14 protein-coding genes are annotated in these 13135 nt (G+C 70.2%); 7 read left to right on the forward strand and 7 right to left on the reverse strand.

Annotated features, from left to right (window positions below; all coding sequences use genetic code 11):
* Window positions 1-70 precede the first annotated feature (70 nt).
* The 5 genes from V2W30_RS27255 to V2W30_RS41655 all read left to right on the forward strand — a co-directional run bounded on the left by V2W30_RS27255 (window position 71) and on the right by V2W30_RS41655 (window position 4966).
* Complete coding sequence (locus V2W30_RS27255) at window positions 71-709, forward strand: TetR/AcrR family transcriptional regulator (RefSeq protein ID WP_338700599.1); 639 nt, start codon at window positions 71-73, stop codon at window positions 707-709.
* Between the two features lie 169 nt (window positions 710-878).
* Entirely contained in the window at window positions 879-1730 is an 852-nt protein-coding gene (locus V2W30_RS27260) for a 3-hydroxyacyl-CoA dehydrogenase family protein (RefSeq protein WP_338700601.1), read from the forward strand.
* Window positions 1731-1906: 176 nt separating this feature from the next.
* Complete coding sequence (locus V2W30_RS27265; protein WP_338700602.1) at window positions 1907-2230, forward strand: STAS domain-containing protein; 324 nt, start codon at window positions 1907-1909, stop codon at window positions 2228-2230.
* A 238-nt stretch (window positions 2231-2468) separates the two neighbouring features.
* On the forward strand, window positions 2469-4463 hold the full coding sequence (locus V2W30_RS27270) for an ATP-binding protein (protein WP_425244605.1): 1995 nt from the start codon (window positions 2469-2471) through the stop codon (window positions 4461-4463).
* Window positions 4445-4966, forward strand: a complete 522-nt coding sequence (locus tag V2W30_RS41655) for a hypothetical protein (protein WP_425244606.1) — start codon at window positions 4445-4447, stop codon at window positions 4964-4966. Before V2W30_RS27270 ends, V2W30_RS41655 begins: the two co-directional genes overlap by 19 nt.
* A 94-nt stretch (window positions 4967-5060) precedes the next feature.
* Here V2W30_RS41655 and nucS read toward each other — a convergent pair whose 3' ends face one another.
* Window positions 5061-5732, reverse strand: a complete 672-nt coding sequence (nucS, locus tag V2W30_RS27275; protein ID WP_338700604.1) for an endonuclease NucS — start codon at window positions 5730-5732, stop codon at window positions 5061-5063.
* 296 nt (window positions 5733-6028) lie between these two features.
* On the opposite strand from nucS, the gene V2W30_RS27280 reads away from it, so the two are divergent.
* Window positions 6029-6421, forward strand: a complete 393-nt coding sequence (locus tag V2W30_RS27280) for an SCO5389 family protein (RefSeq protein ID WP_338700605.1) — start codon at window positions 6029-6031, stop codon at window positions 6419-6421.
* A 91-nt stretch (window positions 6422-6512) separates the two neighbouring features.
* Here V2W30_RS27280 and V2W30_RS27285 read toward each other — a convergent pair whose 3' ends face one another.
* Complete coding sequence (locus tag V2W30_RS27285; RefSeq protein WP_338700606.1) at window positions 6513-7547, reverse strand: LLM class flavin-dependent oxidoreductase; 1035 nt, start codon at window positions 7545-7547, stop codon at window positions 6513-6515.
* A gap of 214 nt (window positions 7548-7761) precedes the next feature.
* Here V2W30_RS27285 and V2W30_RS27290 point away from each other — a divergent pair, with 214 nt between their 5' ends.
* Window positions 7762-8088: an ATP/GTP-binding protein gene (locus tag V2W30_RS27290; protein WP_338700608.1), complete on the forward strand. Its 327-nt coding sequence runs from the start codon at window positions 7762-7764 to the stop codon at window positions 8086-8088.
* A gap of 21 nt (window positions 8089-8109) precedes the next feature.
* Here the strand turns inward: V2W30_RS27290 and V2W30_RS27295 are convergent, their stop codons facing one another.
* The 5 genes from V2W30_RS27295 to V2W30_RS27315 all read right to left on the reverse strand — a co-directional run bounded on the left by V2W30_RS27295 (window position 8110) and on the right by V2W30_RS27315 (window position 13020).
* Window positions 8110-8967 carry an ABC transporter permease gene (locus V2W30_RS27295; protein ID WP_338700609.1) on the reverse strand — a complete coding sequence of 286 codons (858 nt, stop codon included), beginning with the start codon at window positions 8965-8967 and terminating at the stop codon, window positions 8110-8112.
* Window positions 8964-10115, reverse strand: coding sequence for an ABC transporter ATP-binding protein (locus V2W30_RS27300; RefSeq protein ID WP_338700611.1), 1152 nt, complete (start codon window positions 10113-10115; stop codon window positions 8964-8966). Before V2W30_RS27300 ends, V2W30_RS27295 begins: the two co-directional genes overlap by 4 nt.
* Window positions 10116-10257: 142 nt before the next feature.
* Window positions 10258-11028: an ABC transporter permease subunit gene (locus V2W30_RS27305; protein ID WP_338700613.1), complete on the reverse strand. Its 771-nt coding sequence runs from the start codon at window positions 11026-11028 to the stop codon at window positions 10258-10260.
* Window position 11029: 1 nt separating this feature from the next.
* The gene (locus V2W30_RS27310; protein WP_338700615.1) at window positions 11030-11998 is read right to left on the reverse strand and encodes an ABC transporter ATP-binding protein; all 969 of its coding nucleotides are present in this window, start codon (window positions 11996-11998) and stop codon (window positions 11030-11032) included.
* An 86-nt stretch (window positions 11999-12084) separates the two neighbouring features.
* Window positions 12085-13020: a cellulose-binding protein gene (locus tag V2W30_RS27315; protein WP_338700616.1), complete on the reverse strand. Its 936-nt coding sequence runs from the start codon at window positions 13018-13020 to the stop codon at window positions 12085-12087.
* Between the last annotated feature and the right edge of the window lie 115 nt (window positions 13021-13135).

A 13135-nucleotide genomic window follows, 5' to 3' on the forward strand; every position in this document is an offset into this window, starting at 1 on the left:
AACAGAGTCATTGAAATTTTGCAATGCCTCCAAAATTTCAGCGAAGCCAGCGAAGCCGTAGGATCGGCCCATGGCAGAAGGGCTCAGGGAGCGGAAGAAGCGTCAGACCAGGCAGTTCATCTCGGACGTCGCGACCGGTCTCTTCCTGGAGCGCGGCTTCGACGCCGTGACGATCGCGGAGATCGCCGACGCGGCGAACGTCTCCGTGAACACCGTCTACAACTACTTCCCGGCCAAGGAGGACCTGTTCCTCGACCGGTCCAAGGGCGTCGTCGACCGGATGTCCCGCTGGGTCCGCGGCCGGGGCCCGGGGGAGTCCGCGGCCGCCGCCGTCCTGCGCGAGCTGCGCGAGGAGATCGAGACGGTCTCGCCGCGCGTCGGCCTGATGGACGGCTACAGCGACTTCATGCGCGTCGTGCAGGCCGCCCCCACCCTGCGCTCGCGCCTGTGGGCGATCCAGCAGGAGGTCCACGACGACCTCACCGAGACACTCCGCCAGGAGGTCGAGGCCGCCGAGGACGATCCGCTGCCCGATCTGATCGCCGGTCAGATCGGCTGGGCGCACCAGACCGTCATGGCGGGCATCGGACGCCGCATGGTCGCCGGCGGCACCCCCGCCGAGGTCTCCCGGGAGATGCTCGACGTCCTCGACGACATCGAGGAACTTCTGAGCGAAAAGGTGCTCAACTACGCGGTCCGTGACGCCTGATGGTCCGGTGATGATCGATCACTGACCCGTCCGGTGTGATGTCCGTCATTCGAGACGTGACGCGCGTCTCTTGGCGGTCACAGGGCCCCTCACGGGCGCTAAGGTCCGCAAAAGAGCAATGTGAACAGTGGTTAAGCGGTATGCGGGTACGCGGTTAGGGGAGTCGCACGTGGCAGGGAAGCTCGCCGTCATCGGAGCCGGTCTCATGGGGTCCGGCATCGCCCAGGTCTCCGCCCAGGCAGGGTGGGACGTCGTACTGCGCGACGTCACCGACGAAGCCCTGACGCGCGGAACCGACGGCATCAAGGCGTCGTACGACAAGTTCGTGAGCAAGGGGAAGCTCGACGCCGCCGGCGCCGAGGCCGCGCTCGCCCGCATCACCACGACCACCGATCTCGACGCGGTCGCCGACGCGGACATCGTCGTCGAGGCCGTCTTCGAGAAGCTCGAGGTCAAGCACGAGATCTTCCGCACGCTCGACAAGATCGTGCGCGACGACACCGTGCTCGCCTCGAACACCTCCGCCATCCCGATCACCAAGATCGCCGCTGTCACGGAGCGCCCCGAGCGCGTCGTGGGCGCGCACTTCTTCTCGCCGGTGCCGATGATGCAGCTCTGCGAGCTGGTGCGCGGCTACAAGACCAGCGACGAGACGCTCGCCACCGCGCGGGAGTTCGCCGAGTCCGTCGGCAAGACCTGCATCGTCGTGAACCGCGACGTGGCCGGCTTCGTGACGACCCGTCTGATCTCCGCCCTCGTCGTCGAGGCCGCGAAGCTGTACGAATCGGGCGTCGCCACGGCCGAGGACATCGATGTCGCCTGCAAGCTCGGCTTCGGGCACGCGATGGGACCGCTGGCCACGGCCGACCTCACGGGCGTCGACATCCTGCTGCACGCGACGAGCAACATCTACACGGAGTCGCAGGACGAGAAGTTCGCGCCGCCGGAGCTGATGCGCCGGATGGTTGACGCCGGTGACATCGGACGCAAGAGCGGGCAAGGCTTCTACAAGCACGGCTGAACGAGGCGCGGCTGACGCCATGTCACCCCTCGGGGTGAATTCGGTATCGGTTCGCTTACAGACGGCAACTTATGACGCCTCAAGTCAGTCAGTTGCAGTGACATTCAGTTGCAGTGACATCCCAGATCACATGGATACCTCTCGTCACTCTTTCTCTTCTCGCACGGGGAGCGCATATGCACATCAGGGGCGACCACGTCGAGCTGGTCGTCGGGGGCCGCCTCGACGTCCGCAGCGCGGCGGACGCCCGTACGGTCCTGCACACCGCCGTCGACGACGGTCACGGTGATCTGGTGCTCGACCTGTCCGAACTCGACTCGTGGGACGCCACCGGACTCGGTGTCATCATGGGCGCCCACCGGCGCGCCGGCCGCTGCGGACGCCGCCTGGTGCTGCGCGACGTGCCGCCCCAGATGCAGCGCCTTCTGGTGGCGACCCGGCTGCACCGGATCCTGGCCATCGAAGGCGGCATCGGCGTGGAATCGCTGCCGCGCGTCTGAGCCGGTGGGAACCGGTCATTCCTGTGGGAAGCGCGCACAATCCTCATGAGACTGTGACGTCTCGGGCGGCGCGATACCCCGCCCGTTCATAGATACTGGGCGAAGGTCTAAGGTTCGGTCGCCCGCGGTACGACGAACCCACCGCGCGGGAACCGGACCAGAAGCGACAGCGCAGTGTGCACAGGCCGGGAGGGGTAGCGGCACACCACGCTTTTGGGGGGCTTTGACCATGGACCCGATGAACCGGGGACCGGAAGATTTCAGCCAGGACCGGCGCGACGACGTACACGATCGCGAGGGCCGCCAGCGCCCGCCGCGCGATCCCCTGACGCCCGACTTCGGACAGCCGTCACCCGCGCTCGCACGCACGGTGCAGCTCGTGTCCGGCGACTACCTGCTGACCGTCAACCCAGTCGACGGCAGCGAGATCGAACCCTGCCCGCCGGGCGAGCGCCCCGGCAGGCCCGTGAAGTACGACGCCGCGGAGCGCATCGAGTTCGCGCGCGCCGCCCGTCCGCCGCTGCCCGCCGGGCCCGCGCTGCCCCGACTCCCGCTCCTGGAGCGGCAGGAGGACCGCGAGCGGCTCGTCCGACTGCTCGCGCGCGGCCGGTCCGTCAGGCTCACGGGACCGTCCGGCTCGGGGCGCACCGCGCTGCTCGACCAGGTCGCCGAGGACTGCCTCGACATCGCGCCCGACGGCGTCGTCCGGCTCTCCGGACACCGGCGCTCGGCGAGCGACCTCCTGTACGACCTCTTCACCGCGGTCTACAACGCACCGCTGCACCGCCCCGACCGCGCCCTGCTGCTCGAACTCGTCCATGAGATCGGTGCCGTCGTCGTCCTCGACGACCTGGAGTTCGGCGGCGCCGCGCTCGACGAACTCCTCGAAGCGACGCCCGAGTGCGCCTTCCTGCTGTCCGCGACGCCCGACGTCGCGGCACCGTCCGCCGACTCCCACGTCGAGGAGGTCTTCCTCGGCGGGCTCGGCCGCGGCGGCAGCCTGGAACTGCTGGAGCGGGCCGTCGGCCGCGTGCTGACCGACGACGAGGCGCAGTGGGCCGGCGACCTCTGGTTCGAGTCCGAAGGGCTGCCGCTGCGGTTCGCGCAGGCCGGCGCCCTGCTGCGGCAGCGCGACCAACTCCGCGCCGATCCCGGCGCGTTCGACGAGTACGGGTACTACGAGGGACCCGAGGCGGCGCCCGTCGACGCGCCCTTCGACGCCGACGACGGACACGACGTACCCCTGCCCTCGCTCGCCGACGGGGCCGCGCCCGCCGCACTGCTCGCGTCCCGGCTCAGCCCGTCGGCCCGCGCCACACTCCGGTTCGCCGTCGCGCTCGGCGGCGAGATCCCGCACCAGGCGCACCTGCCCGCCCTCATCGGGGACACGCACGCCGACGCCGCCCTCGCCGAGCTGGTCTCCAGCGCGCTCGTCACCGCGGTCGGCGCCCGCTACCGCCTCGCGTCGAACGTGCAGACGCAGCTGGAGAGCGCGGGCTACGGCGACGACAGCGTCGAGCACGCCCGTACCGCAGCCCGGCACTACACGTGGTGGGCCGGGCATCCCTCGGTCGGCCCCGAGCGGGTCTGCGCCGAGTCCGACGCGGTGCTCGCCGCGCTCGCCGTGCTCGTACCCGTTCCGCGGGCCGAGGACGAGGGCAGCGACTCCGTGGAGCTGGCCCGCGCGGCCGCGCCCGCGTTCGCCGCGGGGCTCGCGTGGACCGCGTGGGAGCGGTCGCTGCGCTCGGGTCAGGAGGCGGCCCGGCTCGCCGGTGAAGTCTCCGAAGAGGCCTACTTCCACCACGAGTTGGGGATCCTCGCCCTGCTCGGCGGACAGCTCGACCGGGCCCGCGCCGAGCTGGAGGCCTCCATCGGCCTGCGTGGCGCCCTCGCCGACAAGCGCGGCACGATCGCCGGACGCAGAGCCCTCGCGCTGGTCGCGGACCGTTCCGGCGGCGCGCCGCCCGGCGGGCGCACGGCGGCCGGCGAGGAGGTCCCGGACGCGATGCACGAGGAGTCGGCGTCGCCGCCCGGAGGCGTGCCGGCCGTCTTCGCGATGCCCGAACAGCCGCGGGAACCGGACACGTTGGTGACCCGGCAGGGACCCCGCCGCCGACCGTCATCGGCGGCGGCAGGGCGCCGTCGCGCAAGTCCGTCGTCAGCGGCACCCGGCGCAATCTGGTCGCTGCCGGTGCGGGCGCGCTGCTCGCGGCCGTGCTCGGCACGGTCGTGACGCTCGGCGCCACGTCCGACAACGACCAGCCGCCCTCGGACAAGGTCAACACCAACCCGTCGGCCTCGGCGGGGGAGAACGGCGGGGACCTCGGCGCGGACAAGGCCGACAAGGGCGGCGGCGCGACGTCGTCGCGGCCGACCGATCCCGGGAAGGACGGCATCCCGGGCACGTCGGACGACCCGACACCGTCGAGCGGGACGAGCGGCGAGCCGTCGGACGACCCGAGCGGGACGAAGAACCCGGACGACCCGACGAAGTCGCCGAGCAAGTCCCCGTCGAAGTCGCCCACGACGAAGCCGCCGACGTCCTCCAAGCCGCCGACGACGAAGCCGCCGACGTCCGAGCCGCCGACCGAGGAACCGCCGACGTCCGAGCCTCCGTCGTCACCCCCGCCGCCCACGACACCGGACACGTCCGACACGGCGAGCGCGCCGGTGACCAGCAGTGCGCCGATCTCTCCGAGCGGGAGCGAGGCCAGTGCGAGCGGCACCGTGATGTAGCCGCGCGCCCGGCCACCGGCCACAGAAGAAGCCGCGGTCGCGTCCACTCCGTACCGGAGCGGACGCGACCGCGGCTTTTCTCGTGAACCTACGGTCAGAACAGGCGCAGCTTGTCGTCCTCGATGCCGCGCAGGGCGTTGTAGTCGAGGACCGTGCAGCCGATGCCGCGGTCCGTCGCCAGGACGCGGGCCTGCGGCTTGATCTCCTGGGCCGCGAAGACACCGCGCACGGGCGCGAGGTGCGGGTCGCGGTTCAACAGCTCCAGATAGCGCGTGAGTTGCTCCACGCCGTCGATCTCGCCGCGCCGCTTGATCTCGACCGCGACGGTCTGCCCCTCGGCGTCGCGGCAGAGGATGTCGACGGGGCCGATCGCCGTCATGTACTCGCGGCGGATCAGCGTGTAGCCCTCGCCGAGCGTCTCGATACGGTCGGCGAGCAGCTCCTGGAGGTGCGCTTCCACACCGTCCTTGATGAGGCCGGGGTCGACGCCGAGTTCGTGCGAGGAGTCGTGGAGGATCTCCTCCATCGTGATGATGAGTTTCTCGCCCGCTTTGTTGATGACGGTCCAGGTGCCTTCGTCGTCACCCGTGCCCTCCTTCAACGTGCACGGCGGTGACATCCAGTTGAGGGGCTTGTAGGCCCGGTCGTCCGCATGGATGGAGACACTCCCGTCCGCTTTGACAAGGATCAGGCGGGGTGCCGACGGGAGATGGGCGGTGAGCCTGCCCGCGTAGTCCACGGAGCAGCGGGCGATGACGAGACGCATGGTGGGCAACGCTACTCGACTCCCGCCCGTCGACGCGATTCGCCCACCCGACTCCCGCCACCGCCCTGCCTGAGCCTCTTCCGGGCACCCCTTTGATCCCAGAAGTCGCCCGTTCGTTATTGGCCGGTTGTGAGCGAACCGTGCGCCCTACGCCCTGTTGCCGTCCGGACGTGTTGCTTACCGTAGAAGCAGGAGGTCGCGGACCGTGCACGCTGCGTGTTCGAGGGGCTGTACGTGCCGCGAGTTCCTGGCCTGTCCGTCAACCCCCGCTCCCCGGGGGTGCGAGAGGAGTACCCATGTCGCTCGACGTCTCACCGGCACTGTTGGAACAGGCCGAGCGAGGCGAGGTCGACGAAGCGGAATTCGTCGACTGCGTCCGGATCTCCCTGCCTTACGCATGGGAGATGATCAGCTCTTTGGTGGCCCAGCTGAAGGTCGACGGCGGAGCGTTCGCCGACAACCAGACGCCGCCGCCGGACGAGCAGGCACGTGGGCAGTTGCTGCGTGCACTCGCGAGTGACGCGATACGCGGCGCGCTGCAGCGGCACTTCGGTGTACGGCTTGCGTTCCAGAACTGCCACCGGGTCGCGGTGTTCCCGCTCGACCCGGCGGTGGACGAGACTCTGGCCCGCTTCACCTCGGTCCGCAACCAGCTGCTCAACCAGTCGCCGGAGCTGCGTGACTGCTGACTGCTGACGGCGTAACACGGCTGCTTGCCGCCCCGTGCGCGGGAGGTGCATCTGTACCGGGCGGCAAGCACCACATCGACTCGACGGTCGGTCAGCCGAGTTGGGGGAGCACCTCGGCTCCCAGACGGCGTACGTTCTCCTCGGTCGCGGCGAGATCGCCGGAGCCCTCGACCAGCAGTGCGAAGCGTGTGATCCCGGTCCGCTCGGACGTGGCGGCCAGCCGGTCCGCGCACACCTGGGGCGTTCCGACCGGGTGGATGCCGCAGAGCATCTCCGTGTACGCGTGCGGATCGCGCATCGCCCGCACCCGCCCGTCGACGGTGACATGGGCGTCCAGGCCTCGTTTCAGCCATCCCGGCATCGCCTTCAGAAGTGCCTCGCGGGCCTCCGCGCCGTCGTCGGCGACCTGGGCGACACCGGCGCAGACATGGGGCGCCTCCAGGATCCTCGCCGCCGAGTGTCCGGCCTCGCGCGCGCAGCGCCGCCACAGGCCGACCATGTCCGCCTTCTCCTGGTCGCCCACGTGCATGCCGAGCAGCATCGGCAGTCCCCGCTCGGCGGCGAGCCGCACGCTCTTCGGTGACGTACAGGCGACGACGACCTCGGGCCCGTCCGGATCCGTGTCACCTATCGCCTCGGCGGGACGGGGCACGACCGGTACGTCACGGAAGGCGAAGCGGTCGCCGTCGCCGGAGACGCTGGGCTCGCGCAGCCAGCGCAGCAGCAGGTCGAGCGATTCCGGGAAGCCCTCCTCGTACGCCTTCAGGCCCGCGCCGAAGACCTCCAGGTCCACCCACGGTCCGCCGCGGCCCACGCCCAGCGAGAACCGCCCGCCGGAGGTGAGGTGCAGCAGGGCCGCCTGCTCGCCGAGCGCCACCGGATGGACCGTCGGCAGCACGCTCACCGCGGTGCCGACGCGCAGCGTGCGCGTGCGGCCGAGCAGCAGGGCGGCCAGGGTGATCGCCGACGGGCACGTCCCGTACGGCACGAAGTGGTGTTCGGCGAGCCACACCGAGTCCAGGCCGGCCTCCTCGGCGACCTCGGCCGACCGCACCGCCCGGTGCAGCGCCTCCCCCTGCCCCTGGCCCGGGAACTGGGCGGCCAGTACAAACGTTCCTACGCGCATCGCACTCCTGCCTTCCTTAGCGCCGACGCGGGCACTCCCCCTGACGGCATTAACGGTTGGCAAGTGCCAAGGACACGGCTTGGCATGAAGATTGACGGATTTTCCTCAGAATCCCGATGGGGGCCGGTGCGGGACGAGGAGCGGGTACCCCTGCCCCGTCGGGCTACGCTGGACGTCACTCCTGCTCCGTACAAGCACCCCCGTGAGGTGAGCCGTGTCTCCGCGCCGCAACCGCCCCAAGGACGGCGGACCGTCCAGCAACAGCGAGGACGAGGGGCGGCGCTACGGCGGGTTCCAGTCCAGCGAGGACTGGCAGGGTGAGCAGTGGAGCGTGCGCCACGTGGCGGGCGCGAGCGCGGCGGGGAAGACGTACCGCTGCCCGGGGTGCGACCAGGAGATCCCCTCCGGTGTCGCGCACGTCGTGGCCTGGCCGCAGTTCGGCGGCGTGGACGACCGCAGACACTGGCACAAGGCCTGCTGGAACGCGAAGGACCGCCGCACCACGAAGGTGCAGCGGTCCAGGAACGCGCCTCGCTACTGAAGACCGTGCCGGCGGCGTCCTTTACACGTCGCGGCTGTTGAGCGACAGGAACGCGCCGCCGAGGGCGACCACCGTGACACCGATGATGATCCACAGCGGGTCCCAGCCGGTCGGGCCCGTGCCGGTCACCGAGTTGTCGTAGAGCACGGCGAGCTGGCTGGGGATCGAGTACTCCAGCAGGGCCTGCTGAAGGTCCTTGAGCGAGTCCGTGAACATGAAGATCGCCAGGACCAGCGGCAGCAGCACGACACCGATCATGATGGTGATGGCGCCGGCGGAGTGCCGCACCAGCGTGCCGATCGCGAGCCCGAGCAGCCCGAGCAGCGCCACGTACAGACCCACGCCCACGGTCGACTTGAACCACTGGCCGCCGGTGGGCGAGTCGACGCCCACGATGCCGACCTGGAGCGCGCCGACGAGCGCGGCGACCACCGTGGTCAGGACGAAGACCAGGGCGAAGAACACGATCGCCTTCGCGGCGAGCACCCGGCTGCGGCTGGAGCAGGCCGTCATCGTCGTACGGATCATGCCGGTGCCGTACTCGGACGCGATGGTCAGCACGCCCAGCGTGATCACGCACAGGGTGCCGAGCAGCACGCCGAAGAAGCCGAGGCTCAGCACCTCCTCGCTGCTGGGATCCGCGGCGCCGTCGGTGGAGGCGACGACCGCGGCCGCGGCCAGGCCGATGCCCACCATGAGCACGATCATCACGCCGAGCGTCCACATCGTGGAGCGCACGGAACGGATCTTCGTCCACTCCGAGGCGAGCGCGTCACCGAGGTGGGCACGGCGCACCGGGATCGGCGAGGCGTACCCGGGGCCGGACATCAGCGGCTGCTGCTGCGGAGCGGCGTAGGGCGGCGGGGGCGGCGTGCTCATCGGGCGTCCTTGTCCATCGTCGGGGCGGCGGCCGCGGGCGGGGCGGCCGGGGGCTGCTGCGGGGCGGTCGCGTACGGGTTCGCGACCGGGGCCTGCGGCTGCTGCGGCTGCTGCGGGGCCTGGGGCGGCGGCGGGGCGTACCAGCCCGGCTGGCCCTGGCCCGCCACCGGCATCTGCTGCTGCGGCACCATGCCCGGCGCGAGCGGCTCGTGCAGACCCGCGCGCTGGTCGACGGTGGAGCGGTAGTCGACGGCGCCCTGCGTCATCCGCATGTACGCCTCCTCCAGCGAGGCCTGGTGCGGCGACAGCTCCCACAGGCGTACGTCCGCCTCGTGGGCGAGGTCGCTGATGCGCGGCAGCGGCAGCCCCGTGACGCGCAGCGCGCCGTCCTGCTCGGGCAGCACCTGGCCGCCCGCCTCGGTCAGCGCGGCGCCCAGCTTCTCGCGCAGCTGCGGCTCGGTGTCCGGCGTACGGACCCGGGCGAAGCCCGCCGAGTTGTGCGCGATGAAGTCGCCGACGCTCATGTCCGCGAGCAACTGCCCGCGCCCGATCACGATCAGGTGCTCGGCGGTGAGGGCCATCTCGCTCATCAGGTGCGAGGAGACGAAGACCGTACGGCCCTCCGACGCGAGCTGCTTCATCAGATTCCTGACCCAGAGGATGCCCTCGGGGTCCAGACCGTTGACCGGCTCGTCGAAGAGCAGCACCTGCGGGTCGCCGAGGAGCGCGGCGGCGATGCCGAGGCGCTGCCCCATACCCAGCGAGAACCCCTTCGAGCGCCGCTTGGCGACCTCCTGGAGACCGACGACACCGAGCACCTCGTCGACCCGGCGGGCCGGGATGCCGGAGAGCTGCGCCAGGCTCAGCAGATGGCTGCGGGCGGTCCGGCCACCGTGCACGGCCTTCGCGTCGAGCAGGGCGCCGACCTGGCGCGGCGCGTTCGGGAGCTTGCTGTACGGATAGCCGCCGATCGTCACCTGGCCCGCGGTCGGCTGGTCGAGGCCGAGGATCATGCGCATCGTCGTCGACTTGCCCGAACCGTTCGGTCCGAGGAAGCCGGTGACGGTCCCCGGCCGCACCTGGAAGGAAAGGTTGTACACGGCTGTCTTCGCGCCGTAGCGCTTCGTCAGGCCGACTGCCTCGATCATTCTCCGCACCCATCGGAAGTTCTGAACGGTTCTGAAAGGTTCAGGACGTCGGGGCGCACGCCCCCGTAAGAGTTAGGAGGATATCTGTGTGCTGACGGTTCCGGCCAAGGCCTGGCAAAGCCTCACGAGCGTACGAACGGCGTCACGCGTCCCGCTTCCTCAGGAGCGCGTAACCGATGAGCAGCGCCGCCGCGACCCACACCAGCAGGATCGCGAGACCGCCCCACGGGCCGTAGGGAGCGTCGTCGTCCGGCGGGGTCACCACCTGCATGATCTTCAGGCCCGCCTGGTCGGGGAAGTACCGGGCCACCTTCTTCGTCGCCGAGACGCTGCCGAGGATCGGGGAGACCAGGAAGAAGAACGGCATCAGGATGCCGAGCGAGAGCATGGGGGAGCGGAGCATCGCGGCGACGCCCATGGAGAACATCGCCATCAGCGTCATGTAGACCGCGGCGCCGAACACGGCACGCAGCACGTTCGGGGCGCCGAGGTCCGTGCTGTGGTCGCCGAGCATCATCTGGCCGAGCCAGAACGACGCGAAGCTCGTGACGAGGGCGACGACGAGCGTGAGCGCCGCGGCGACGGCCACCTTGCAGAACAGGAACGTGCCGCGCTGCGGGACCGCCGCGAGCGACGTGCGGATCATGCCGGTGCTGTACTCGCTCGCCACCACCAGGACCCCGAAGACGACCATCGCGAGCTGGCCCAGCGTGAGGCCGGAGAAGGAGACGAAGGTCGGGTCGAACGCCAGCTGGTTCTCGGCGGAGAGGTTCTTGAACTCGTTCTTCGACAGGGCGCTGATCAGCATGCCGAGTCCGACGGAGACGATGACGGCGAGGCTGAGCGTGAGCGCCGTCGAGTTCACCGACTTGATCTTGGTCCACTCGGACCGGAGGACCTGGGCCGCGGCCATGTCAGGCCCCCTTCTCGTTGTCGCCCTGCTGCCAGCTGCCGCCCCAGCCGGGCGCGGCCGGTGCCTCGGTGTGCGCGTGGTACTCGACCGACTCCGCCGTCAGCTGCATGAACGCCTCTTCGAGGGAGGCCTGCTGCGGACTGAGTTCGTGCAGGACGAGCTGGTGGCTCCCGATGAGCTCGCCGAGCTCCTCGGCGGAGTGGCCGTCGACCTCCAGCGTGCCGTTGCCCGCCTCGACGACGGTGACCCCGGCCGCGTGCAGCACGTCGAGGAGCCGCTCGCGCTGCGGCGAGCGCAGGCGTACGTAACTGCGCGAGTTCTCCCGGATGAAGTCCGCCATGGAGGTGTCGGCGAGCAGCCGGCCCTGGCCGATGACCACCAGATGGTCGGCGGTGAGCGCCATTTCGCTCATCAGGTGCGAGGAGACGAAGACCGTACGGCCGCCCGCCGCGAGCGACTTCATCAGATTGCGGATCCAGTGGATGCCCTCGGGATCGAGCCCGTTGACCGGCTCGTCGAACATCAGGATCTGCGGGTCGCCGAGGAGCGCGCCCGCGATACCGAGGCGCTGGCCCATGCCGAGCGAGAACCCCTTGGCCTTCTTGCGGGCCACCGCCGTGAGACCGACCGTGTCGAGGACCTCGTCCACCCGGCTCCTGGGGATCCCGTTGGACTGCGCCAGACACAGGAGGTGGTTGTGCGCGCTGCGACCGCCGTGCATCGCCTTCGCGTCGAGCAGGGCGCCGATGTGGCGCAGCGGGTTCTTCAGCTGGGCGTAGTGCTTGCCGTCGATCCGGGCCGATCCGGCGCTCGGGTTGTCGAGGCCGAGCATCATCCGCATCGTCGTGGACTTGCCCGCGCCGTTCGGGCCGAGGAAGCCGGTGACGATGCCCGGTCGTACGGAGAAGGTCAGATTGTTGACGGCCGTTTTCTCGCCGTAGCGCTTCGTCAGCCCCTCTAGCTCGATCATGCGGCCACGCTAGAACGGGCAAAAGCCCCCTGCCACTCGGAAGCGGCAGGGGGCTGACGGGCCGTCAGTGCACGACCCGTGAACCACTAGCGGGACTGCTGAGCAGGAACCCCACGCGAGATCGGCTCGTCCTCGACCGGCGCGCCGGCGGCGGCCACGGCCGCACCGGTCAGCGTCGCCAGCATCTCGCGGACGTTCGTCAGCTGCGCGTTGATCGAGTCGCGGCGGTTCGTCAGGGCGGCCAGCTCGCGCTCGGATTCCGAGCGGATGCGGTCGGCCTTGGCGTTGGCGTCCGCGACGATGTCCTCGGCCTGACGCTGCGCCGTCTCCACCGTCTGACGGGCGCGACGCTCGGCGTCCGTACGCAGCTTCTCGGCCTCCAGGCGGAGCTGCTCCGCGCGGTGCTCGATCTCCGCGAGGCGCTTCTCGGCCTTGGCCTGACGCGACGCCAGGTCCCGCTCGGACTGCTCGCGGCGCTTGGCCAGGTTCGTCTCGAAGTCCGCGGCGGCCTGGGCGGCCTTGGCGCGGGTCTCCTCGAAGAGAGCGTCCGCCTCCTCACGCTTGGACTGCGCGTCCTTCTGTGCCTCGGTGCGCAGCTGGGAGGCGTCGCTCTTGGCCTTCTCGACGATCCGGACGCCCTCGTCCTCGGCCTTGGCCTTGCGCTCCGCGGCGAACGACTCCGCGTCGTTGCGCACCTGCTGGGCCGCCGACTCGGCGAGCTCGCGGTGCTGCTCGGCGGCGCGGCGGGCCTCCTCGCGCAGGTCCTTGGCCTCCTCCTCGGCGAGACGGAGGATCTTCTCGACGCGCGCGCCGAGGCCGGCGTACGACGGCTCCGCGTCGTTCACCTGCGCCTGGGCGTTCTGCGTCTCGAGGTGGAGTTCCTCGATGCGCTTTTCCAGAGCAGTGATACGAGCGAGAGCGCTGTCACGGTCGGAGACGAGCTTGGAGATACGTTCGTCCACCTGAGCGCGGTCGTACCCACGCCGCACAAGCTCGAAGCCGTAGGGGGAAGTGTCGCTCATGGGGTTCCTGTCGAATGAGACCGGTGAGGTGATAGAGGGAATCCTAGGGGTCCGGGCGGCGTGTCATCGAGCAGATGCCTGTTTGATCTGGAGAATGTCACCCCTTTTGAGTGGC

The organism is Streptomyces sp. Q6, from assembly GCF_036967205.1.
GTDB classification, from domain to species: Bacteria; Actinomycetota; Actinomycetes; order Streptomycetales; family Streptomycetaceae; genus Streptomyces; species Streptomyces citrinus.